Source organism: Streptomyces sp. NPDC045021, from assembly GCF_056432645.1.
Genome location: NZ_JBWKIQ010000007.1, coordinates 232,739 through 253,853, shown reverse-complemented (window position 1 = coordinate 253,853; position 21,115 = coordinate 232,739). Strand labels below are relative to the sequence as shown.

The following is a 21,115-nucleotide window of genomic DNA, read 5'->3' as shown; positions in this document are numbered from 1 at the left end:
TGTGTCAGCCGCGACCGCGAGCATCCAAGGATGCCAAATAGGCGTTGTATGCCACCAGCTCCGCGTCCCCGTCACGATCGGCCGCGCGATCCGATCGCCGCGCCTGCCGCTGATCGGAGGTGTACCACTGGAACAGCAGTGCCACCAGCACGAGGACCGACGGGATCTCGCTGAACGCCCAGGCGATTCCGCCCGCCGCGCTCTGGTCCTGCAGTGGATCTACCCCGAGTGACGCGGGGGGATGCAGGAACGTGGTGACCATCGGCTCGGTGCCCATCATCAGGGCGATGCCGAAGAACGCGTGGAACGGCATCCCCGCGAAGAGCTCCAGCATCCGCATGATGTGGCTGGGGCGGTGCGGCCCCGGATCCACGCCCATGATCGGCCAGAAGAAGACCAGGCCGACGGCGAGGAAGTGGGTCATCATCGCGATGTGCCCCAGCCTGCTGCCCATCAGGAAGTCGAAGAGCGGCGAGAAGTACACCGCGTACAGGCTCGCGATGAAGAGCGGGATCGTGAACGCGGGATGGGTGACGAGCCGCATGTAGCGGCTGTGCAGGAAGACCACCAGCAGCTCGCGCGGGCCCTTGCGGCCACGTCCGTGCGCCGTCGCGGGCAGCGCCCGCAGGGCCAGCGTCACCGGAGCGCCCAACAGGAGCAGAATGGGGGAGAGCATGCTGATGACCATGTGCTGCACCATGTGCACGCTGAACATGACCATGCCGTAGTCGTTCATCGCGGTGCACATCACCGAGGCCACGGTCAGTACGCCCAGGACGAAGGCGACGATCCGGCCGGCCGGCCAGCGGTCGCCGCGCCGCCACAGCCGCACCACGCCCCAGCCGTAAAGCCCGAGCGCCAGCAGGCAGCCGGCCAGGAACACCGGGTCGCCGCTGAACTCCAGCCCCCGCCCAAGGGTGAACGGCGGCAAGTCCATGGGCATGCCGTGTCCGCCGTGGTCCATGGGTCACTCTCTCCTGTCGTGCGAACCGCCTCGCCCGCGCCGTCCGGCATTGTGCAGATTCGACCCGTGCGCCCGCACCAGACTAGAGCCGCCCCCGGCCGGTGATGCGGCCGGGGGCGGCCCCGTACGTCGAAAGCGGGCGTCAGCCCGTCACAGCGTCCGCCGGCTGGCGGACGGGTCCGGCTACAGGACGCACTCGGCCTCGATGTAACGCTCGGCCGGCACGGTCTTGAGGTGCTCGACGGCCTCGGCCAGCGGCACCAGCTTGATGTCGGTGCCGCGCAGTGCCGTCATCATGCCGAAGTCACCGTTGTGGACGGCCTCCACCGCGTGCCAGCCGAAGCGGGTGGCGAGCACCCGGTCGTAGGCGGTGGGCGTGCCGCCCCGCTGCACATGACCCAGGATCACCGGCCGCGCCTCCTTGCCCAGGCGCTGCTCCAGCTCCACCGACAGCTGGGTGGCCACCCCGGTGAACCGCTCGTGGCCGTAGATGTCCTTGGCGCCGGACGAGAACTCCATCGAGCCCTCGCGCGGCTTGGCACCCTCGGAGACCACGACGATCGCGAACTTCTTGCCCGCCGCGAAACGCTTGCCGACCAGATCGGCCAGCTCGCCGATGTCGAAGGGCCGCTCCGGCACCACGATGGCGTGCGCGCCGGCCGCCATGCCCGAGTGCAGGGCGATCCAGCCGGTGTGCCGACCCATGACCTCGACGATCAGCACCCGCTGGTGCGATTCGGCGGTGGTCTTGAGGCGGTCGAGCGCCTCGGTGGCGACCATGACGGCCGTGTCGAACCCGAAGGTCACGTCCGTCGAGGCGATGTCGTTGTCGATCGTCTTGGGCACGCCCACGATCGGCAGGCCGGCGTCCGACAGCAGCTTGGCCGCCTTCAGGGTGCCCTCACCGCCGATCGGGATGATCGCGTCGAGCCCCAGGTCCCGGACATGGCCCTTGGCCTGCTCCACGCCACCGCGCAGATGCGCGGGCTGCACCCGGGACGAGCCCAGAATCGTTCCGCCGCGGGCCAGGATGCCGCTGACGGCGTCCAGGTCCAGCTTGCGGTAGTCGCCCTCCAGCAGGCCCTTCCAGCCGTCGTGGAAGCCGATGACCTCATCGCCGTGATCGACGACGGCGCGGTGCACCACCGACCTGATGACGGCATTGAGTCCGGGGCAGTCTCCGCCGCTCGTCAGTACACCAATACGCATTGCTCTCGCCTATCCCGCGATTCAAACGGACGGCCGGACCCCGTCGTCCGGATGGATCCCCGTTACCTTAGCCAGCCGAGTGCGGACGGCGCACAGCCGCCCGCACTGCGGACACCGCTCACTGCGTCAGGCCGGCTGGCCCGCCGCCGCGATCCGCTCCGTGCGGAGCGCCTCGTACCACTGGTCGTCGACCGGTGGCAGCGCGTTCACGTCCAGTGCCAGCTTCAGCAGCAGGTCGGCGATCTGCGGATTGCGGGCCATGACCGGGCCGTGCATGTACGTCCCGAAGACGGTGTCGTTGTACGCGCCCTCGGTGCCGTCGCCGGTCCCGTTGCCCTTGCCGAACCGGACGGTCGCCAGCGGGCGCGCGTTCGGGCCCACGTGGGTGACGCCCTGGTGGTTCTCGAAACCCGTCAGTGGCGGCAGGCCGAGCCGGGGGTCGATGTCGGCCAGGACGTCGCCGACGCAGCGCTCGCCGTCGCCGCGCACGCTGACGACGTCGAGCAGCCCCAGGCCCTGCTCGGGGCGGCCCAGGTCGTTCACGAACTCGTGGCCGAGGATCTGGTAGCCGGCGCAGACCGAGAAGACGATCGCGCCGTTGGCGACCGCGCGGTTCAGTCCGCCGTCGCGGCGCAGCCGCTCCGCGGCCAGTCGCTGCGGCCGGTCCTCTCCGCCGCCGATGAGGTAGATGTCGCCGGAGGTGGGGATCGGCTGGTCGGACCGGACGTCGATCCGGCTGACATTGAGGCGGCGCTGGCGGGCACGCCGCTCCACGACCAGGGCGTTGCCCTGGTCGCCGTAGGTGCTCAGCAGGTCCGGGTAGACCCACACCAGGCGAAGGCTGGAATCGCTCATGCTTGCTTCTCCTTGTCCGGGTCAGTTGCCGACGCGGCGGCGCAGGTCCTGGAAGGCGGTGTAGTTGGCGATGGTCTCGATCCGGCCGGGGGGTGCCGAGCGCACCGCCTCGTCGACGTCCGCGCAGACGCGGAAGTTCAGACCCGCGACCTCCAGCCGGACCGCGAGGTCCAGCTTGCGGTCACCGATGACGTAGATCGGGTGCCCGGCGAGCCGGGTGTAGTCCACGTCCCACAGCCAGGAGGTGTCGGTGCCGTCGGCGCCGCGGGCGTTGACGGACAGGATCACCGGGGCGGGCGGGCCGTCGATGAGGGAGAACGTCTCCAGCCAGCCGGCCGGGTTCTTCGCCAGCAGCAGCCGCAGCTCGCGCTCCAGGTAGGTGACGACGTCGTAGCGTCCGGCCACCGCCTGCACCGCGTACATCCGCTCCAGCGCCACCTTCGGCTCCACACCGAAGGCGGCAGCGGCGGCGGCCGAGACGGCCGCGTTGGACTTGTTGGCCCGGCCCGGCAGTTGCAGGCGGATGGGCCAGGCAGCGCCGTACGGGTCGATGACGTGGTCGCCGGAGAGCGCCCAGGTCGGCGTGGGGCGGCGGAAGCCGCAGTCACCGCAGAACCAGTCGTCGGAGGGGCGCTGCAGGACGCCGCCGCACGAGGGGCACGACCAGGCGTCGTCCTTCCACTCCTGGCCGGCGGCGACCCACACCACGGTGGGGCAGGAGGAGGCGGCCCAGGTGATCAGCGGGTCGTCGGCGTTGGCGATGACGATGGCGTCCGTGCCGGACAGGCCCTCGCGCCAGTGCTCGGCGAGCATGCGGGTCTCGGCCGCGCGGTCGAGCTGGTCGCGGGAGAGGTTGAGCAGGGCGATGGCCTTGGGGGCGACGTCGCGGGCGACACCGGCCAGGTACTTCTCGTCGACCTCGATCACGCCGTAGCGCGCGTCCGCGCCGCCGGCCAGCGCCGAGGTGATACCGGCCGGCATGTTCGCGCCCAGAGCGTTGGAGACGACGGGGCCGTTGGCCCGCAGCGCCTCCGCGAGCAGCCGGGTCGTCGTCGTCTTGCCGTTGGTCGCCGACACCAGCACGACATCGAGGTGTCCTGCCAGCCGCGCCAGCAGATCGGGGTCGACCCTCAGGGCCACCCGTCCGCCGATCACAGATCCGCTGCCACGGCCCGCCGCACGGGACACCGCCGCCGCCGCCTTGCCCGCCGTCACGGCCAGCTTGGCCCGCGGAGTCAGCGGCTCCGAGTTGCCTGCCATCGTCTAACATCCTCCTCGCGTCCGGCCCCCACACCTGCACAAGCCTCGCGGTGGCCGAGTGTCCGCCCCTCCACGCCGATCCAACACCCGGGAGGCCTCGGTCTCGGAGCAGCCTATCTACATTCGCGCGCGGCCCCCGCACCGTCCGCCCCACCACGTACAGGCTCTACGCTTGCCGGCATGCGACGCGGCACCATCCCCGGCAGTACCGGCACCATCCGTCCGATGCGTCTGATCGGCGACCCGGTGCTCCATGCGCCGTGCGTCGAGGTCACCGCGTTCGACGCCGAACTGGCCCTTCTCATCGAGGACATGTTCGCCACCATGTACTCCGCCGACGGCGTCGGGCTCGCGGCCAACCAGATCGGTCGGGCCCTGCGGGTCTTCGTCTACGACTGCCCCGACGACGAGGACGTGCGGCACCTGGGGCATGTCGTCAACCCGCGGTTGGTGGAGGTGGACGGCGTCACCGTCACCGGATCCGAGGGCTGTCTGTCGCTGCCGGGCATCAACGCGGGCACCACCCGGCACGACCACGCGGTGGTCGAGGGCTTCGACGTCCGCGGTGAGCCGGTGCGGGTCGTCGGCACCGGCTTCTTCGCCCGCTGCCTGCAGCACGAGTGCGACCACCTCGACGGCGGCCTGTTCACCGACCGCCTCGGTGGGCTGCGCCGCCGCCGGGCCCTGCGCGCGGCACGCCGGGCGCCCTGGGCACAGCAGAAGTAGCGCCCGGCCGGGTTCCGGGTACGGGGTTCTACAGCCCCGGGCTGCCCGCCCGGTCGCCGGCCGCGGCCAGCCGCCCCCACAGCAGGTCGGCGAGGTGGCTGACCAACTGGTCGCGCGAGACGGGGCGTTCGCTGAGCCACCAGTCACCCGCCGCGTGCATCATGCCGACGATGCCATGGCCCCACACCCGCGCCAGATCCTGGCTCTGCGGGCCCAGGTCGAGCCGCTCGGCGATCACCTCGGCCAGATCCTCGCCCATCCGCCGCAGCAGCGAGGAGGAGTGCCGGCCGCCGTCGAAGCCCTTCTCCCCGTCGCCCGGAGCCTCGGCCGGGTGCATCAGGAAGCGGTACACCTGGGGGCGGCTCTCGATCGCGGCGAGATAGGCGTGCAGCGTGGCCTCCACCCGGTCCCGGCGGTCGTTGCCTGAGTCGAGGGCGGCGCGCAGCGAGCCGAGCAGCGCGTCGGTGTGCCGCTGGGCCAGCGCCCGGTACAGACCGCTCTTGTCGCCGAAGTGACGATAGAGAATCGGCTTGGTGATTCCGGCCTCGGCGGCGATGGCGTTCATGGAAGCTTCGGGTCCGTCCCGCAGTACGACGCGGTCGGCGGCCTCGAGCAGCTCTTTACGCCGTCGCTCCGTCGCCGTCCGCTGGTCCTGCCGCTGGCCGGTGTCCACCCGGTACTCCCTGTCTGTTCGATTTCGTGCACTCTGCGCAACGTAACACCCCAGCCGAGGCGGCCGGGTTCGCGGCGGGGAGTTGACATCCCCTACTCGCGGGTAACAGACTGATGTTACCGCAAGTAACAACCAGGTGGAGGGGACATGGGCGACTTCACGCTCGAGCTCAACGACGACCAGAAGTCCGTGCGCGACTGGATCCACGGCTTCGCGGCCGATGTGATGCGCCCGGCGGCCGCGGAGTGGGACGAACGCGAAGAGACGCCCTGGCCGGTCATCCAGGAGGCCGCGAAGATCGGCCTGTACTCCCTCGACTTCTACGCCCAGCAGTTCTTCGACCCCACCGGCCTCGGCATCCCCATGGCCATGGAGGAGCTGTTCTGGGGCGACGCGGGCATCGGCCTGTCCATCGTCGGCACCGGACTGGCCGCCGTCGGTGTCCTGGCCAACGGCACCGAGGAGCAGATCGGCACCTGGGTCCCGCAGATGTACGGCGACGTCAACGACGTCAAGGTCGCGGCCTTCTGCTCGTCGGAGCCGGACGCGGGATCCGACGTCTCCGCGATGCGCACCCGCGCGGTCTACGACGAGGCCAAGGACGAATGGGTGCTCAACGGCACCAAGACCTGGGCGACCAACGGCGGCATCGCCGCGGTCCACGTCGTCGTCGCGGTCGTCGACCCCGAGCTCGGCTCCAAGGGCCACGCCTCGTTCATCGTCCCGCCGAACACCCCCGGCCTGTCCCAGGGCCAGAAGTTCAAGAAGCACGGCATCCGCGCGTCCCACACCGCCGAGGTCGTCCTCGAGGACTGCCGTATCCCCGGTGAATGCCTCCTGGGTGGCAAGGAGAAGCTCGACGAGCGCCTGGCCCGTGCGCACGAGCGTGCCAAGACCGGTGGCGAGCGCGTGAAGAACGCGGCGATGGCCACCTTCGAGGCCTCCCGCCCGGCCGTCGGTGCCCAGGCTGTCGGCATCGCCCGCGCCGCCTACGAGGTCGCCCTCGACTACGCGAAGACCCGCGTCCAGTTCGGCCGCCCGATCATCGACAACCAGGGCATCGCCTTCCAGCTCGCCGACATGCGCACCCAGATCGACGCCGCCCGCCTCCTGGTCTGGCGCGCCTCCTGGATGGCCGCGGCCGGCCGGCCCTTCACCTCGGCCGAGGGCTCCATGTCCAAGCTCTACGCCGGCGAGACCGCCAAGACCGTCACCGCCCAGGCCATGCAGATCCTCGGCGGCAACGGCTACACCCGCGAGTACCCGGTGGAGCGCATGCACCGCGACGCCGCCATCTACACGATCTTCGAAGGCACCAGCGAGATCCAGCGCCTGGTCATCGCCCGCACCCTGTCGGGCATGCCGATCCGCTGACACCGAGCCGCTTGCCGTAGCCATGTCCCCTTCGCACCCGCGAAGGGGACACGGCTGTCGCGTCCGCAAGGCCGGCCCGGCCGGTCATCTGACGGCAGGGGCGGCGTTGTTCGTGGCTGCCAGGGCCAGGTGCCAGGGGTAGGCGGCCGGCTGGTCCTGGTCCGGCTGGTTCGGGACGAAGCCGCCCTCGCCGTAGAGGACCGTCACTCCGGCCAGCCGCAACTCGCCTATGGATCGCTCGAATTGCGGGTGCTGGACGTAGGCGGAGTTCAGGCAGGGCATGGTCACCATGGGGATGCCCTTGCCGATGGCCTCGGCGACGACGCCCACCACGAAGTGGTCGGTGATCCCGAGAGCCCACTGGTTGATGGTGTTGAACGTGGCCGGTGCGAAAAGGATCACGTCGGCCGGGGGCCAGACGTCCGGCTCGCCCGGCAGCTTGTACTGCGACCGCACCGGGTGGCCGGTCAGCGCGGCGAGGCCGTCGAGGTGGTCGCCGAGCCAGTGGGCCGCGGTGGGGGTGAGGCCCAGACACACGTCCCAGCCGTCGGCCTGCGCATCGTCGATCACCCGGGCGATATCGAAAACGGGCGGGGCGGCCGAACCGAACAGGTACAGGGTGCGAGAGTCCATGGCCCCATCACATCCTGGCCGGACGATCTTGCGCAACCGGCCCTGGACCGGCCTCAGCTGTGGCGTTCGCCGCTGTCGGAGAGCAGGGCCACCGTTCCCGTCACCGCCGCCAGCGCGCCCGCGCCGATGACCGTGGTCCAGCCGACGGCGCCGGTCAGCGCCGGGAGGACGAGCACGACAGCGGCGAGGGAGAGCAGCGCCGACGCCGCCGCGAGGACGAGTTTCCAGTTCTGGACGGCCATCCGCCCACCCTACGGACGAACCCGCCGGAGGGGAGCCGGATCCGTCACAGGGCCGGGTTCCGGGAAGCGCCGGAGCGCGAGCGCAGCGCCTCCTCGAACTCGTCGAGGGTCTCCATCTGCAGTTCCGCGCCGCGGCGCACCATGCGTTCCCGGGTGGTGTCGGCCCGCCAGCCGTCGAGGACGGCCCGGACCGCGTCCCAGCGCGGCGGCGCCCCGTCGCGCACCGCCTGCGCCGATTCGGCGGCGGCCCCACGGAGCACGCGGGCGAACGCCGCCGCGGACGGCAGGGGGTCGGCGTCCCGTCCGGGCAGATGGGCCTCCATGAGCATGCCCACGCGGCCCATCGCGGAGAGGACCGTGTCGGCGTCCTGCGCGGCCCGGCGGGACAGTCCGCGGTGCCGCACGGGTTCGGCGTCGGCACGTGCGACGGCCTGGTCCCAGGCGACGCTGGCCGCGCGGGCTTCGAGCAGCGCCTGCCGTACGGTCGAGGAGCGCCGTTTGGCCGGATCGGCGAAGCCCTCCAGGACGGCGGCCGTGTATCCGGCCGTGGTCTCCAGCCGCTCCGCGAGCCGGTCCCGCAGCCGCGGTGTCTCCCAGGCGGGGAACACGGCGTAGGCCACCATGGCGAGCACTCCGCCGAGCAGCGTCAGCAGGACACGTTCGGGAACCGTCTGGGTCCACAGGGTGCCGCCCATGCCCAGCAGCAGCACCGCGTAGGCCGAGACGCAGGCTTGCGCGACCATGTAGCCGGTGCGCATCAGCAGATACAGCAGGGCGACGCACAGAACGGCGAGGCCCGCGCAGAGATAAGCGTCCGGTGACGCTGCCTGCATCACACCGGTGGCGACGGTCACTCCCACCAGCGTCCCGGCGAAGCGGGCCACGCCGCGCGCGTAGGTCTGGGAGAAGTCCGGGCGCATGATCATGACCGAGGCCATCGGCGCCCAGTAGCCGTGGCCCAGCGGCAGCGCCGCGCCGATCAGGTACCCCGTCGCGGCGACCGCGGACAGTCGCACCGCGTGCCGGAACACCGCCGACTTCCAGCGCATCTCATGGCGGATGGCCCGCGCTGCCAGCGGGACGAGCCGCGGCAGTGTGGGGCGCAGCAGGTGTGCGGACTCGGTGGCGTCGGAGGGGCCCGAGCCGTTGGCGCTCTCCACGGCGGCGGCGAGCAGGCTGATCAGCCGGGCGGCGGCCCGGCGGGCCGAACCGGTCAGTTCTGCCTCCGGCTCCGGGACTTCGAGGAAGGCGTTGACCTCCTTCGGCAGCTTCACCGGTTTCGCGTGCCGGATCGCGCGGGCCACCGCGTCCAGCACGGTGGCGGCCGCCGCCAGCAGCTCGCGCGCCCGGTCCCGTTCCGGGCCCTCCACCGCGGCGCCGACCGAGGGGTCGGCGAGCGATGCCAGCACCGGCCGGATGCGCTCCGCCAGTGCCCGCTTGCCGTGCAGTTCCTCCGGACGGCGCCGGGCCTGCCACGGTGTCACCGCGGCCGCGCTGCGCGCCGTCATCAGCGGCTCGGGATCGAACGGGGCGTGCGGATCGTGGCGCAGCCGCCTGGCGTAGGCCGCCTCGGCGGCGAACGCGTCCGCGAGAGCGTCCCGTTGCGCCCCCCAGCGGCGGATGGGGAAGAGCAGGATGAGCGCCGCCTGCACCAGCCCGCCGAAGGCGATCACACCGGCGTGCCCCAGGGCGTCCACGACGGACGTGGGCAGCGTGACGACGACCAGCATGACGGCGACGGTCAGGGCCGCGACGATGCCGGACGTCGGGCCGAGCGACCACGCCATCCCGGCCAGGAAGGACCACACGGCCAGCAGCACGACGAAGACAACGAGGTGGGAAGCGGCCAGGTAGCCGAGGAAGGTGCTGATGGCGAGGCCGGCGCCCGCGGCGAGGGCGAGCACCGGGCGGGAGCGCCAGCTGCGCTGGAAGGTGGCCATGCCCGCGGCGAAGGCGCCGAACGCGGACGACGCGGCCACCGCGGGGGAGGACAGCCACAGGGCCAGTCCGATCACGATCGCGACCCCGGCCGCACCACGGACGGCCACCAGGGGTTCGAGCCTGGTCCGCTCGACGCGCAACCCGGAGCGGCCGGTCTCCTTCAGCGCGCGCAACCAGGTCATGATCCAGAGGATAGGTGGAAACGTCGCGGAACCGGCTTTCTCCAAAAATGGGGCGGGCGTAGCGGTCCGGCCGATGGGTAGGCGCGGGCAGCGGCCGCGTCAGCAAGAGCGACAAACCGACAGAGCGATACAACGACACGAAGAGAAGGAGAAGTCCATGGCTGATCCCGACCCGACCGTCATCCGGGCGACCGTTCCCCCGGTTCCCGATCCGCAACCGACGCCGCAGCCTCCGGACCCCGTCCAACCGGACCCGGTCCCGCGCCCGGTGCCGCCGCCCGGCCCGGGCCCCATGCCGCCCGGCCCGCCGCTGCCGGACCCGGCACCCTTGCCGCAGCCCGAGCCGATGCCGCATCCCGAACCGGTGCCCGATCCGACTCCGCTTCCCATGTGAGGATCCCGCGTCCCCTGTGAAGCACCGGAATCCACGTTCCGCCGGCATCCCCCTGCCGCGCGGGGCGTGGGTTCTGGTTCAATAGGGCCCATGGCCAGCCTCACTGACATCGCGACAGGTCGCAGCGACCTCGAGCCCTTCTGGCCGTCCCGGCAGGGACACCACTTCGACCGAGAGTGTTGCCGCGCGATCACCGCGCGGACCCGCACTCCCCGCTGACCTGCGGACAACGGCCTCCGGCCGTCGCCGTCAGCCGTACGGATTCCGGTACCGCGCAATACGTCGTCCAACGACCCTTCGCGCGAAAGAGCCGACCCATGTCGAACACCCAGTCCCTGAACCTCCCTGCCGTCAACCGCTCCCAGCAGTCGGCGGGTGGGGCACCCACCCCGCTGCGCTCGCGGCTGCGCGCCGTACGCCCCGACGAGGTCCCGCCCGCCCCCGACTTCCTGCCGCCCGGCGCCACCTGGCTGCCGGCGCCCGGTCATGTGCTGCCGGCCGTTCCCGGTCAGCAGCGGATGGTCGGCTACCTGGTCCTGGTTCCCGCGGAGGCGGGACCGGTCCCGGTGGAGGCGGTCCCCGAACCGGCGGACGATCTCGGCGCCCGGGTACGGATCGACGCCGAGCGGCGCACGGCGGCGGTGGACGGCCGACCGCTCGACCTGACCTACCTGGAGTTCGAGCTCCTCGCCCACCTCGTCGCCCACCCGCACCGCGTGCACTCCCGCGACCAGCTCGTCACCACGGTCTGGGGGTACGGTCACGTGGGCGACGGCCGCACCGTGGACGTGCACGTGGCGCGGCTGCGCCGCAAGCTCGGTGCCGAGCACCGCGGCAGCATCGTGACCGTCCGCCGCGTCGGCTACAAGTACGCACCGGTGGCGGCTACGGCACTACGGTGACCGGCCAGCGGCCGGCCTTGACCAGCCGGATGGCGACCGAGCCGATGATGCGGTGTCCGGCGTGCTCGGAGGCGCCGACCACCACCGCGTCGGCCGTGAGCTGGTCCGCCGCGGTGACCAGCCCGTTGTAGGGGTCGCCGCGGAAGGTGTGGAATTCCCAGCGGACGGCGAATATCCCCTGGAGCCGCTCCGCCGAACGGCGGATCTCGGCCATCAGCTCGTCGGCGACCTCGGTGGTGACCTCTGCCACCGGGGCGCCGAGGAGTGCGCCGGTGACGATGATCGGCTGTACATAGACGACGGCGAGCAACGCGTTCTGCCGTCGGGCCAGGCCGGCGGCGTAGGACACGGCGCGCCACGAGGAGTCGGAGCCGTCCGCTCCGACGACGATGACCTTGGGTCCGTCCGTTCCGCGCTCGAACTGCGCGGGCAGCTTGTCCTCCACATCTCGAGGCTAGGCCCCGGTTCCCGGCGCCGGTAGGCGCCCCCGCTCACGTGATCACCCGAATGGCCGCATTGCCACGACACGAGGGCTTTTGGGATGCAGGATTTCGGTGAGGAGTCACAGAGAGAACTTGCAGTCCTGTGGCTCCCGGGCCGCCGACGTGCCGCCCGCATCTCTGAGCCAACAGCCAAGCCGGCCCAGCCGGCAACGGGGAGGTTTGCGATGCCGAGGGTGACCACAAGCGTGATCGTGTCGAGGCCGGCCCCTGAGGTCTTCGACTTCCTTGCCGACGCCCGAAACCTTTCGCTGTGGAGTTCGGGTGTGGCCGGAGTCGACCGGGAGCCCGTACCGCCGGGTGCGAACGCCGAGTACCGCTACCGCTATCCCGGACGGCACCGGGAGCACCGGCTGGTGTGCGCGGGCTACGAGCCCTGCCGGCACATCGTGTTCCGGGGTCAGCGCATGTGGAGCCCGCTGGGCACGCAGGTCCCCGAATACGGATTCGACCTGATCCCGCACGGCGGCGGCACGCTGGTACGGCTCTCGGTGCACAGTTCGCTGGGCGCCGGGATGGCGCTGTTCTCGCCGGTCGTGGCCATGGCCTGGCGGCGTGATCTGCCGGTCGACGCCCGAAAGCTCTGCGAGGCGCTCGGTGGCCTGTACATCCCGCCGCGTCCGCCGGGAGCCGCGCGTGCGATAGAACCGGCGGCTCCGGCTCCCGGGGCGTTCGACTACGCCCCGGCCGCCCGGGTGTTCCAGCCCGGCGTCGGAGCGTAGGGCTCCCGGAGGGGCGGAGGGGGAACTGTCAGACCGCGGAATTGCAGGAAACCAGTGGAGTCGAAGATCACTCATTGAGTGTTAAACTAAGTTCGAAGGGTGGCGAGAAACCGCCCCTTTCCCCCGTGTTGCCCCGGCCCGGTCCCCCCGTCCTGGCCGGGGCTCCTTTTTGTTCCGAGCCCTGAGCGTGCGTCCCGGGCTCGCGCTCCGCGCCCGCTCCTGCCCCTGCACACGCGGCGGTGGCGCGGGATCCGCTCCCACGCCACCTGCGACCGCGGCTGTCCGTCTGCCAGGTCGAACTCGTCGATCTAGTCGATGCTCCGCAGGATGTGCGACTCGGCCATGTCGTCCTCGTACCCCGCCAGCTTGATCGGCGCGGACCGGGCCCAGACGTCGAGGTTTCGCACTTCCTTGAGCGGGGGAGGCCATTCACCTAGTCCGGGTGTGGCCTGGTTGCGCTGCTTGGTCTTCTCGGGTGTCACCGCGCACTCCATTCATTTCGAGTGAACCGGATGCGCCGACGCGGCCTACGACCGGGCGTCGGACACCCGGTGGGGCATATGTATCGAGCGGGTGCGGACGCGGTGGCGCCTGGTGCGGAGCCGGAAGGACGGCCATGGTGGGTGGACGCTTCCCGGGACAGGCCGCGGGCGCTGGTGCTGCCCTGTGTGCCTGTTCGTTCCGCTCAGAGTAAGCCCGCCGACCGGTTGCGACCAGCCGATTTCCTCCCTGTGTCACCCCTAAGAGAACCCCAGTCCACATGCGCGTCACTCAAGGGCATCTCAAGGGTTGTGGGCATGGGGGTCGCGTGGGGCGGGCGACCCCGCCGCGCAGGAGCCGGGGCAGCGGTTGTTACCGTGCCGGGTGCTCCGATGCAAGCGATCCGAAGATTCAGCGGAACCCCGGGAGACCGCAGCAGGCACGGCCACCACGCCGCCCGCCCGGTTTCCCCGCCGTACCGCCGGACGTGTCCTCGCCGACCTGACCCCGCTGCGCGAGTCCCCGCACTTCCGCCGGCTGTGGTTCGGCAACATGGTTTCCTGGATCGGCCAGCAGATGACCGCGATGGCGGTGTCCCTGCAGGTCTACGCGATCACCGGCTCCAGCTTCTCGGTCGGGCTGGTGGGCCTGTGCTCCCTGGTCCCTCTCGTCATCTTCGGGCTCTACGGCGGCGCCATCGCCGACGCCGTAGACCGCCGCAAACTCGGCCTGGCCAGCGCCTGCGGCGCGACCGTCCTGTCCGGTCTCCTGGCGGGCGCCGCCCTGCTCGACCTGCGGCAGGTGTGGCTGCTGTACGCGATCGTCGCCCTGCAGTCCGTCTGCTTCGCCCTGAACTCCCCGGCCCGCTCGTCGATGATCCCGCGCCTGCTCCCGCCCGAGCAGCTGCCCGCCGCCAACGCCCTGGCCTCGCTCGCCGGCGGCCTCGGCACGATGGCAGGTCCCATGTTGGGTGGCGTCTTCGTCGGCCTGTGGGGCTACCAGGCCGCGTACCTGATCGACGTGGTCACCTTCTCCGCCTCCCTCTACGCCATGTGGCGACTGCCCTCGATGACCCCCGAGCGCGATGCCTCGAAGGCCGGGAGCGGCCGCCGGGGATGGGCCTCCGTCCTGGACGGACTGCGCTTCCTGGCCGGCAGGCCCAATCTGCGGATGACCTTCTTCACCGACATGGCCGCGATGGTGCTCGCGCAGCCGCGCGTGCTCTTCCCGGCCATCGCCGTCATCTGGTTCGCCGGGGACGCCAGGACCGTCGGCCTGCTCATAGCCGCCCCGGCCGTCGGCGCGCTGCTCGGCGGCCTCTTCTCCGGCTGGCTCGGCCGCATCCACCGCCAGGGACTCGCCGTCCTGGTCTCGGTCGCCTGCTGGGGCGCGGCCGTCGCCGTCTTCGGCCTCACCCGCAACCTGTGGCTCGGACTCGTCTTCCTCGCACTGGCCGGCTGCGCCGACACCGTCTCCATGGTCTTCCGCAACACCATGCTCCAGGCCGCCGCCCCCGACGACATGCGCGGCCGCCTCCAGGGCGTCTTCATCGTCGTCGTCGCGGGCGGCCCCCGGCTGGGCGACTTCCTCGCCGGATCGGCCGCCGACCTCTTCTCACCCGGCACGGCCATCGTGGGCGGGGGACTGGCGTGCATCGCGGTCGTCATCACCCTGGCGGCCCTGCAGCCGAGGTTCGCGCGCTACGACTCGCGCAACCCCGTCCCGTAGCGCTCGCGCTGGGCGGTCAACGCGGGGGAGTGCCGCAGGCACGGACCGGGGTGGACAGGTAGGCGGCGCTCTGGTCAGCGGCGGCCGGCTTCGTCGAGATCCGAACACCCCACATTCGGTTGCAGTTGAGCCCGTCGAAGGTGTGCGACCTGCTGAAGTTGTACTGCCCGTTGAACGTGAACGTCTCGGAGGGTCCGTCCGTCGCGACGGGATTGCCTTTGCTGTCCGCGTCGTACCACGTCAACGTGACGGTGAAGGCACCGGTGCTGCCGTTGCCGATGGAGAAGGAGGCCGTGGCTGTCGCCCCACCGCTTGCCCCGAACTTGTCGACCGCGACGGATTTGACCACCGGGGGCGGCGGCTTCGACGTAGTGGTCGACGTTGTTGTCGGAGCCGTTGTCGGCGGGTCCGTCGGAGCTGTCGTCGGGGGAGTCGTGGTCGGGGTCGTCAGGCCCGTGGTGCTGTCCGTCGGTGTCGGCGTAGTGGACGTGGACGCTGATGTTGTCGGTGTGAGGCTCGGGCTGACGGTCGTGCCGCCGGGGGACGTGGTGCCGGGCGGCTCGCTGGTTCCGGTGAGCTCCGTGGTGACGGAGGGCGGTGCCGAGAGGCCGTCGGTGTGGTGCGGGGCCTTGCCGGTGCCGGCGAGGGCCACGACCGTGCCGGCCGTGGCGAGGGCCAGCAGGGCGACGCTGCCGCCCACCATCGCGGCGACGCGACCGCGCGGCAGCCGCCGCGGCTTGCCGCCGCCGAACGGCAGGCCCGCGGCGGCACCCGGATCCGGCGGGGTGGGCGGTGCCGGTGGCGGGGGCGCGGAGGCGTCGCGCAGGGCGCTCGGCAGCAGGGCGACGAAGAGCGCGACGAGGCCGACGAGCGCCCGCCGTCCGCGGCGCTCCCAGTCCGGTCCGTACGCGGTGCAGGCAGCCGCTTCGAGTTCGGCGAGGAAGTCGGTGGCGCTCGGGGGACGTTCTGCGGCGTCCTTGGCGAGCCCGTGCCCGATCAGGGCCCGCAGTTCCTCCGGCGCGCGGTGCTCCGGAATCGGCGCGGTGATGTGCTGGACGGCCAGTTCGGCCATGGTCGCCCCGGTGTACGGGCGCTCACCGGTGAGGCATTCGAAGAACGTCGCCGTCGCCGCGTAGACGTCGGTGGCGGGTGACGCGGGCTCGCCGCGCCACTGCTCGGGTGCCATGTAGGGCGGCGTGCCGGCGCTCGGGGCGTCGGCGCCCTGCTGCACGGCGATGCCGAAGTCCACCAGTGTGGAGATGCCGTTGTTGGCGACCATCACGTTGCCGGGCTTGTAGTCGCGGTGGACCACCCCGGCCGCGTGGGCGGCCGCCAGACCGAGCAGGGACCCCTTCAGGATCGACAGGGCCGCTTCGGGGACGGCCGCGCCGTTCGCCCGCAGCATCGCCCCCAGTGATACGCCCTCGATGAGCTCCATGACGATCGCCGCGCCTTCGGCGGTCTCCACGTAGTCGTAGACGCGCACCACGTGCGGGGAGTCCAGTTGCCGCAGGAGCTGGGCCTCGTCGCGGAAGCTGCCGAGCAGGCCGGGCCGCGCCCGGCTCTCCTCGTTCAGGTACTTCACCGCGACCTCGGCGCCGCTGCGCTCGTCGACCGCGTGCACCACTTTGCCACTGCCTCCCTGTCCCAGGACGCGCAGCGCGCGGTAGCCGGGAAGGGACCACTCGGGTTCTGACCGTCTGGGGTCTCGTGGGTCGGACATCGTCGGGCGCACCTCGTCGAATTCGGGCGGGCTCCGGCGCGGGATTTCCGCGGAGCCACCGGTTGATGGGTGGACGCCTGGGCGCCCCCGGTGGTTGCACGAGAGCCTGTTCGATTATGGGGCGGGGTCCGCCGCCCTGTCCGGCGTTCGGCGGACCCGCCGGGCGACGCTCAGCCGACCTGCACCGCGGCGAGCTGCTCCGCCAGCACGTCGGTGGTCACGAAGGAGAGGCCGGCCAGCGCGACGTGCTTCCAGCGCACGGTGCCCTCGCCGTCGAGCAGGAACACCGAGCGGCGCAGACCGAGTCCGGGAACGGCGATGCCGTAGGCCTTGGCCACGGTGCGGTCGGTGTCGGCCAGCAGCGGGAAGCCGAGACGGTGCTTGCGGGCGAAGGACTCGTGGCTGTCCAGGTCCTGCGGGCTTATGCCCCACACGGTGGCGCCGAGGCCGGTGAAACGGTCCAGGTCGGACGTGTAGGAGCACAGCTGTTTGGTGCACACGGCCGTGTCGTCGCCGGGGTAGAAGACCAGCAGCAGCGGGTTGCCGAGCTGTCCGGCGAGCGCGTAGTCGGCCCGTTCGGCGGCGACTGCATCGTCCTGGCCGAGGACGAGCCCCGGCAGGGTGAAGTCGGGGGCCGGCGTACCCACTGCGGGCTGTTTGGACATGTGCGCTCCCTTGGCCTCGGCGTCGGTGCCGCCCGGCGGCGGGACGCGATCACCGTGTTGCGCAGATGGTAGGGCCTGCCCGGCCGTGCGCTGGAGGCCGGGCAGGCTCCGGTCGTTCGGGCGGTTCCGGCCGGACGGGTCGGGCCCGTCCGGCCGGTCGCGCCGGTGCGGGGATCAGCCGCAGGTGAGGCGCGGAAGTGCCCAGTCCGCGTGGTCGGAGGTGTTGCCGTTGCCGCCATCGGTGACGACGAGCTTCAGCTCCAGGCCGCCGGTGAGATCGGCCGTCAGATGCTTTGCGGCATCGCTGACGGTGACCAGGCCACTGTCGGCGACCTTGGTGCCGTCCCGGTAGATCTGGAAGACCACCGAGCCGTTGGTCGTCGACTCGTCGTCCACGCCGACATCCGTTGTCAGGGACGTGCAGGTGCCGCCCAGGTAGTAGATGACGGTGCTGGCGGCGTGCGTGCCCAGGCCCTTGGCGTAGGTGGCGCCGTTGATGGTGAGGGTGCGTCCGTCGCCGGCGGGCTGCTCGCCGTTGCTGCGGTCGCGTTCGACCGGGCCCCAGCCGTTGGCCGCCGATGCCCAGTTGAGGTCGCTGAGCGCGCTGGTGCCGGCGGCCGGACCGCTGCCGCAGGCCAGCTTGGCGTCGGCCCAGTCGGCATGGTCGTAGTTGATGCCGTCGCCGCCGTCGGTGACGACCAGCTTCAACTGGTTTCCGCCGGTCAGGTCGGCGCTCAGATGCTGGGGACCGTCGTTGGCCGTCCGCAGCCCGCTGTCCGCGACCTTCGTGCCGTCCCGGTAGAGCTGGAAGATCACCGTGCCCGGACTGGACACCTCGTCGTCCACACCCACGTCGACGTTGACCGAACGGCAACTGCCGCCCAGGTAGTAGCTGATCTCGCTGGGGGCGTGGGTGCCCAGGCCCTTGGCGTAGGTGGTGCCGTTGATGGTGAGGGTGCGTCCGTCGCCGGCGGCCTGCTCGCCGTTGCTGTGGTCACGTTCGACCGGGCCCCAGCCGTTGGTCGCCGACGTCCACGGCAGGTCGCTGAGCTGGTTGATACCGGTCGGCGGCGGGACGGGGCTGCCGGGTGTCACCCGGAACATCACCGTGCCGTGCGCGGGCACCGAGGCGCTGATGGTCCCGGTGGTGGAGCTGGTGTGCTTGGACCACAGGTCCTTGAGCGTGTACGAGGACGCGCCGCCGATACCGGCCGCCTCCGCGGTCGTCGAGATCGTCTGCGCGGACCCGTTCTCGTTGGTCAGCGTCACCGACCGGTCGCCTCCGGCCAGCGCCTTGGTCATCACGACCTTTCCACCGGAGTTGGTCACGACGGTGCCCTGCTTGCCGAGACTGTCCTGGTCGACGGCGATGACGTCGGTGTTCTTGAGGATGGCGAGCGTCGCCGCGCTCGCGCTGCGCAGATCGCTGCCGATCAGCAGGGGCGCGGCCATCTGCGACCAGAGGCTGAAGTGGGTGCGGTACTCGGTGTCCGTCATGCCGCCGTTGCCGACCTCGAGCATGTCCGGGTCGTTCCAGGCGCCCGGCTTGGCGTACGGGGCGAGCGACTGGTTCTGGTGGGCGATGCCGATCATGCTGGACCAGGAGTCGCTGATATCGCCGGTGGTGCGCCAGGAGTTGCCGACGTTCGGGGCCCAGTTCCAGGGCTGGTTGGAGCCCCATTCGCAGATGCTGTAGAGGATCGGCCGGCCGGTGGCCTTGAGGGCGTTGCCCATCGCCTTGTACCGGGTCTGGGCGTCCGCGCCGGTGTTGTTGCAGTTGTCGTACTTGAGGTAGTCGACACCCCAGGACGCCCACAGGTTGGCGTCCTGCTGCTCGTGGCCGAGACCCCCGGGGAATCCGAGGGTGTCGCACGTCTTGGTGCCGGCGCTGGAGTAGAGGCCGAACTTGAGACCCTTGGAATGCACGTAGTCCGCCACGGCCTTGATGCCGTTGGGGAAGCGCACCGGATCGGGGACAAGATTTCCTGAGGCGTCACGGTTGGGCAGCGCCCAGCAGTCGTCGATGTTGACGTAGCTGTAGCCGGCGCCCTTCAGGCCCTGCGAGACGAAGATGTCGGCGATGCCCTTGACCATCGTCTCGTTGAACTCCGCCCGGCAGTGCGTGGAGTTCCAGTTGTTGAACCCCATCTGCGGGGTCAGCGCGAGGCCGTTGTCGACGGCCGCGGCAGGTGGTGCGGTGGCCAGTTGCACGGTGACGGCGGCAGTGGCGGCGAGCGCCCCACCACCCGTGATGAGTGTCAGGGAGGCAGCCAGGGCTGCCAAACGCTGTCTGATGGTGTGACGTTCGGGCTGCATGTGCGGCTCCATGCGAGGGTAAATGGCGCACAATTCAACGGGGTCGAACGAAAGCAACCACATCACAGCGGTACTGGCAGGACATGTCAAGAAGTTCGACCCGGAAGCGCGATGCGCTTCCGGGTCGAGGGCCCCGTTCGCCGGGGAGACGGAGCGCCGCCGCGGCGCCTGGGGGCACCGCCCGGCGGTAGCTGTGGGGGCACCTCCCAGCGGTATCTGGGGGATTACGGCGACGGCAGTACGCACACCACGCCGGGAGCGGCGAACGGCCGCCCTGTCAGGGTCAGTTTCCCGGTCTTGGTGTCGACACTCAGGACGGTGACCGTGGCCGACTTCTGGTTGGCGGCGAAGAGCAGCCGGCCCGTCGGATCGAAGGCGATGTGCCGGGGGAAGTCGCCGCCCACCGGCACCGTGTCCAGCAGGCGCAGGGCCGCGCCGCCGTTCTCGACGGCGTAGCGGGTGATGCTGTTGTGACCGCGGTTGGCCAGGTACGCGAACGCTCCGTCGGCGGTGACCAGCAGTTGCGCCGGATAGCTCTTGCCGCTCCCGGTCCCGGTGGGCTGCGGGGCGCCGGGAGTCAGCTTCCCGGTCGTGGCGTTGTACGCGCAGACCACGACGGTGTTGTCCAACTCGTTGGCGAGGTAGGCGAACCGGCCACCGGGGTGGAACGTCAGCGACCGCGGTCCCGCGCCGGGCCGCAGAGCCGCGAAGGACACCTGGTGGAGCGTGCCCGCCGTCTCGTCGAGCGTGTAGGTGTAGACGGTGTCGTTGCCGAGATCGACGGCGAGGACGAAGCGGCCGTCCGGGGACGTGATGATCTGGTGGGCGTGCGGCCCGTCCTGCCCGGGTCCGGGCGGCGGGCTGCTGTGCCGTACGAGCGCGGTGCGCGCGCCCAGTTTTCCGTCCTGGCCTATCGGGTGCACCGCGACACTGCCCGAGTCGTAGTTCGCGCTGAGCAGGTATCGGCCGCCCGGGTGAACGGACAGATGGCAGGGCCCGTCGCCGCCGGTGGGCCGCGACCCCAGCACCTTCGGCGCGCCGCCGCTGCCGCCGTGCAGGGCTATCGCGGTCACGGCGCCCGGCGAGCGCTCGTTGACGGTGTACAGCGTGCCGGCGGCCGGGCCGAGGGCCAGGAAGGACGGATCCCCGACTCCCGTGACGACCCCGGTGGACGTAATCGCTCCGGTCGAGGGCTCGTACGTGGCCAGCGCGACGCCCTTGCCGCCGCCGCTCACGGAGGTGTAGACGCCGAGATGGAGCGGCCTGGGCCCGGCGGCGGACGGCCGCCCCGCTTTCCGCGCCGGCAGATCCGCCCGCGCGGTCGCCCCCGGGGCGCACCCCAGTCCCACCGTGGCGGCAGCCGCCGCCGCGGCGGCGAGCAGACCCCGCCTGCCCATGCCTGCGTTGACCTCCACGCGACACACCTCCCGATACTGCGTTGCCGGTCCGCTGCTGTGCGGTGCTCCAGGGGAGCAGAGTCCGGTGACCTCCGCAACGCGTGTTGCGCGTGGTGCAATGCGTGCGTTCCGGCAGAACCGGAATCGGCCACCGGAACGTCGCTGCCCATATGCCCCGTATCCGCGCGGTCGTTCGCGACGGACCAGGTCGGAGGGGTTCGCGCCGGAT

Annotated in this window: 20 protein-coding genes; 6 read left to right on the top strand and 14 right to left on the bottom strand. The window is 71.2% G+C overall.

Annotated features, from left to right (window positions below; all coding sequences use genetic code 11):
* Positions 1 to 4: 4 nt before the first annotated feature.
* From AC07DC_RS22580 to AC07DC_RS22565, 4 genes are all read right to left on the bottom strand, one after another.
* Positions 5 to 964 (bottom strand): cytochrome c oxidase assembly protein, encoded by a 960-nt coding sequence (locus AC07DC_RS22580; RefSeq protein ID WP_138354542.1) that lies wholly within the window; start codon positions 962 to 964, stop codon positions 5 to 7.
* Between the two features lie 183 nt (positions 965 to 1,147).
* On the bottom strand, positions 1,148 to 2,173 hold the full coding sequence (locus AC07DC_RS22575) for a 6-phosphofructokinase (protein ID WP_478916219.1): 1,026 nt from the start codon (positions 2,171 to 2,173) through the stop codon (positions 1,148 to 1,150).
* A 126-nt stretch (positions 2,174 to 2,299) separates the two neighbouring features.
* Positions 2,300 to 3,028 (bottom strand): type 1 glutamine amidotransferase, encoded by a 729-nt coding sequence (locus AC07DC_RS22570; RefSeq protein ID WP_478916218.1) that lies wholly within the window; start codon positions 3,026 to 3,028, stop codon positions 2,300 to 2,302.
* A 21-nt stretch (positions 3,029 to 3,049) separates the two neighbouring features.
* The gene (locus AC07DC_RS22565) at positions 3,050 to 4,288 is read right to left on the bottom strand and encodes a MurT ligase domain-containing protein (protein WP_478916217.1); all 1,239 of its coding nucleotides are present in this window, start codon (positions 4,286 to 4,288) and stop codon (positions 3,050 to 3,052) included.
* 180 nt (positions 4,289 to 4,468) lie between these two features.
* Here AC07DC_RS22565 and def point away from each other — a divergent pair, with 180 nt between their 5' ends.
* The gene (gene def, locus AC07DC_RS22560) at positions 4,469 to 5,014 is read left to right on the top strand and encodes a peptide deformylase (protein ID WP_478916216.1); all 546 of its coding nucleotides are present in this window, start codon (positions 4,469 to 4,471) and stop codon (positions 5,012 to 5,014) included.
* Between the two features lie 28 nt (positions 5,015 to 5,042).
* On the opposite strand, the gene AC07DC_RS22555 is transcribed toward def, so the two are convergent.
* Positions 5,043 to 5,687, bottom strand: coding sequence for a TetR/AcrR family transcriptional regulator (locus tag AC07DC_RS22555; protein ID WP_478916215.1), 645 nt, complete (start codon positions 5,685 to 5,687; stop codon positions 5,043 to 5,045).
* 147 nt (positions 5,688 to 5,834) lie between these two features.
* On the opposite strand from AC07DC_RS22555, the gene AC07DC_RS22550 reads away from it, so the two are divergent.
* A complete protein-coding gene (locus AC07DC_RS22550) occupies positions 5,835 to 7,061 on the top strand; it encodes an acyl-CoA dehydrogenase family protein (protein WP_399649097.1) in 1,227 nt (408 codons plus the stop codon).
* Positions 7,062 to 7,145: 84 nt separating this feature from the next.
* On the opposite strand, the gene AC07DC_RS22545 is transcribed toward AC07DC_RS22550, so the two are convergent.
* From AC07DC_RS22545 to AC07DC_RS22535, 3 genes are read right to left on the bottom strand one after another with little or no spacing between them, the layout of a single operon-like run.
* Positions 7,146 to 7,694, bottom strand: a complete 549-nt coding sequence (locus AC07DC_RS22545) for a flavoprotein (protein WP_478916214.1) — start codon at positions 7,692 to 7,694, stop codon at positions 7,146 to 7,148.
* A 53-nt stretch (positions 7,695 to 7,747) separates the two neighbouring features.
* Positions 7,748 to 7,936: a hypothetical protein gene (locus AC07DC_RS22540; protein ID WP_478916213.1), complete on the bottom strand. Its 189-nt coding sequence runs from the start codon at positions 7,934 to 7,936 to the stop codon at positions 7,748 to 7,750.
* Positions 7,937 to 7,980: 44 nt separating this feature from the next.
* A complete protein-coding gene (locus AC07DC_RS22535; RefSeq protein ID WP_478916212.1) occupies positions 7,981 to 10,059 on the bottom strand; it encodes an FUSC family protein in 2,079 nt (692 codons plus the stop codon).
* 157 nt (positions 10,060 to 10,216) lie between these two features.
* Between AC07DC_RS22535 and AC07DC_RS22530 the strand changes: the two genes are divergently transcribed.
* Positions 10,217 to 10,453: a hypothetical protein gene (locus AC07DC_RS22530; RefSeq protein WP_478916211.1), complete on the top strand. Its 237-nt coding sequence runs from the start codon at positions 10,217 to 10,219 to the stop codon at positions 10,451 to 10,453.
* Positions 10,454 to 10,770: 317 nt separating this feature from the next.
* A complete protein-coding gene (locus AC07DC_RS22525) occupies positions 10,771 to 11,355 on the top strand; it encodes a winged helix-turn-helix domain-containing protein (protein ID WP_478916210.1) in 585 nt (194 codons plus the stop codon).
* On the opposite strand, the gene AC07DC_RS22520 is transcribed toward AC07DC_RS22525, so the two are convergent.
* Positions 11,339 to 11,800, bottom strand: coding sequence for a universal stress protein (locus AC07DC_RS22520; protein WP_478916209.1), 462 nt, complete (start codon positions 11,798 to 11,800; stop codon positions 11,339 to 11,341). The genes AC07DC_RS22525 and AC07DC_RS22520 overlap by 17 nt on opposite strands.
* Before the next feature lie 231 nt (positions 11,801 to 12,031).
* Here AC07DC_RS22520 and AC07DC_RS22515 point away from each other — a divergent pair, with 231 nt between their 5' ends.
* A complete protein-coding gene (locus tag AC07DC_RS22515) occupies positions 12,032 to 12,577 on the top strand; it encodes an SRPBCC family protein (protein ID WP_478916208.1) in 546 nt (181 codons plus the stop codon).
* Between the two features lie 308 nt (positions 12,578 to 12,885).
* On the opposite strand, the gene AC07DC_RS22510 is transcribed toward AC07DC_RS22515, so the two are convergent.
* Complete coding sequence (locus AC07DC_RS22510; protein ID WP_250974274.1) at positions 12,886 to 13,059, bottom strand: hypothetical protein; 174 nt, start codon at positions 13,057 to 13,059, stop codon at positions 12,886 to 12,888.
* A gap of 499 nt (positions 13,060 to 13,558) precedes the next feature.
* Between AC07DC_RS22510 and AC07DC_RS22505 the strand changes: the two genes are divergently transcribed.
* The gene (locus tag AC07DC_RS22505) at positions 13,559 to 14,785 is read left to right on the top strand and encodes an MFS transporter (RefSeq protein ID WP_478916421.1); all 1,227 of its coding nucleotides are present in this window, start codon (positions 13,559 to 13,561) and stop codon (positions 14,783 to 14,785) included.
* 16 nt (positions 14,786 to 14,801) lie between these two features.
* Here AC07DC_RS22505 and AC07DC_RS22500 read toward each other — a convergent pair whose 3' ends face one another.
* The 4 genes from AC07DC_RS22500 to AC07DC_RS22485 form a co-directional block, all read right to left on the bottom strand.
* A complete protein-coding gene (locus AC07DC_RS22500; RefSeq protein WP_478916207.1) occupies positions 14,802 to 16,508 on the bottom strand; it encodes a serine/threonine-protein kinase in 1,707 nt (568 codons plus the stop codon).
* Positions 16,509 to 16,678: 170 nt separating this feature from the next.
* On the bottom strand, positions 16,679 to 17,173 hold the full coding sequence (locus AC07DC_RS22495) for a peroxiredoxin (protein WP_478916206.1): 495 nt from the start codon (positions 17,171 to 17,173) through the stop codon (positions 16,679 to 16,681).
* 174 nt (positions 17,174 to 17,347) lie between these two features.
* Positions 17,348 to 19,489, bottom strand: coding sequence for an NPCBM/NEW2 domain-containing protein (locus AC07DC_RS22490; protein WP_478916205.1), 2,142 nt, complete (start codon positions 19,487 to 19,489; stop codon positions 17,348 to 17,350).
* Positions 19,490 to 19,713: 224 nt separating this feature from the next.
* Positions 19,714 to 20,886: a lactonase family protein gene (locus AC07DC_RS22485; RefSeq protein ID WP_478916420.1), complete on the bottom strand. Its 1,173-nt coding sequence runs from the start codon at positions 20,884 to 20,886 to the stop codon at positions 19,714 to 19,716.
* Between the last annotated feature and the right edge of the window lie 229 nt (positions 20,887 to 21,115).

What these genes read in the sequence shown, in the direction of transcription:
- AC07DC_RS22550 (WP_399649097.1), top strand. Translation starts at nt 5,835, where the DNA reads ATGGGCGACTTCACGCTCGAGCTCAACGACGACCAGAAGTCCGTGCGC.
- AC07DC_RS22580 (WP_138354542.1), bottom strand. Translation starts at nt 964, where the DNA reads ATGGACCACGGCGGACACGGCATGCCCATGGACTTGCCGCCGTTCACC.
- AC07DC_RS22545 (WP_478916214.1), bottom strand. Translation starts at nt 7,694, where the DNA reads ATGGACTCTCGCACCCTGTACCTGTTCGGTTCGGCCGCCCCGCCCGTT.
- AC07DC_RS22490 (WP_478916205.1), bottom strand. Translation starts at nt 19,489, where the DNA reads ATGCAGCCCGAACGTCACACCATCAGACAGCGTTTGGCAGCCCTGGCT.
- AC07DC_RS22530 (WP_478916211.1), top strand. Translation starts at nt 10,217, where the DNA reads ATGGCTGATCCCGACCCGACCGTCATCCGGGCGACCGTTCCCCCGGTT.
- AC07DC_RS22540 (WP_478916213.1), bottom strand. Translation starts at nt 7,936, where the DNA reads ATGGCCGTCCAGAACTGGAAACTCGTCCTCGCGGCGGCGTCGGCGCTG.
- AC07DC_RS22570 (WP_478916218.1), bottom strand. Translation starts at nt 3,028, where the DNA reads ATGAGCGATTCCAGCCTTCGCCTGGTGTGGGTCTACCCGGACCTGCTG.
- def (WP_478916216.1), top strand. Translation starts at nt 4,469, where the DNA reads ATGCGACGCGGCACCATCCCCGGCAGTACCGGCACCATCCGTCCGATG.
- AC07DC_RS22565 (WP_478916217.1), bottom strand. Translation starts at nt 4,288, where the DNA reads ATGGCAGGCAACTCGGAGCCGCTGACTCCGCGGGCCAAGCTGGCCGTG.
- AC07DC_RS22525 (WP_478916210.1), top strand. Translation starts at nt 10,771, where the DNA reads ATGTCGAACACCCAGTCCCTGAACCTCCCTGCCGTCAACCGCTCCCAG.
- AC07DC_RS22535 (WP_478916212.1), bottom strand. Translation starts at nt 10,059, where the DNA reads ATGACCTGGTTGCGCGCGCTGAAGGAGACCGGCCGCTCCGGGTTGCGC.
- AC07DC_RS22575 (WP_478916219.1), bottom strand. Translation starts at nt 2,173, where the DNA reads ATGCGTATTGGTGTACTGACGAGCGGCGGAGACTGCCCCGGACTCAAT.
- AC07DC_RS22495 (WP_478916206.1), bottom strand. Translation starts at nt 17,173, where the DNA reads ATGTCCAAACAGCCCGCAGTGGGTACGCCGGCCCCCGACTTCACCCTG.
- AC07DC_RS22500 (WP_478916207.1), bottom strand. Translation starts at nt 16,508, where the DNA reads ATGTCCGACCCACGAGACCCCAGACGGTCAGAACCCGAGTGGTCCCTT.
- AC07DC_RS22485 (WP_478916420.1), bottom strand. Translation starts at nt 20,886, where the DNA reads ATGGGCAGGCGGGGTCTGCTCGCCGCCGCGGCGGCGGCTGCCGCCACG.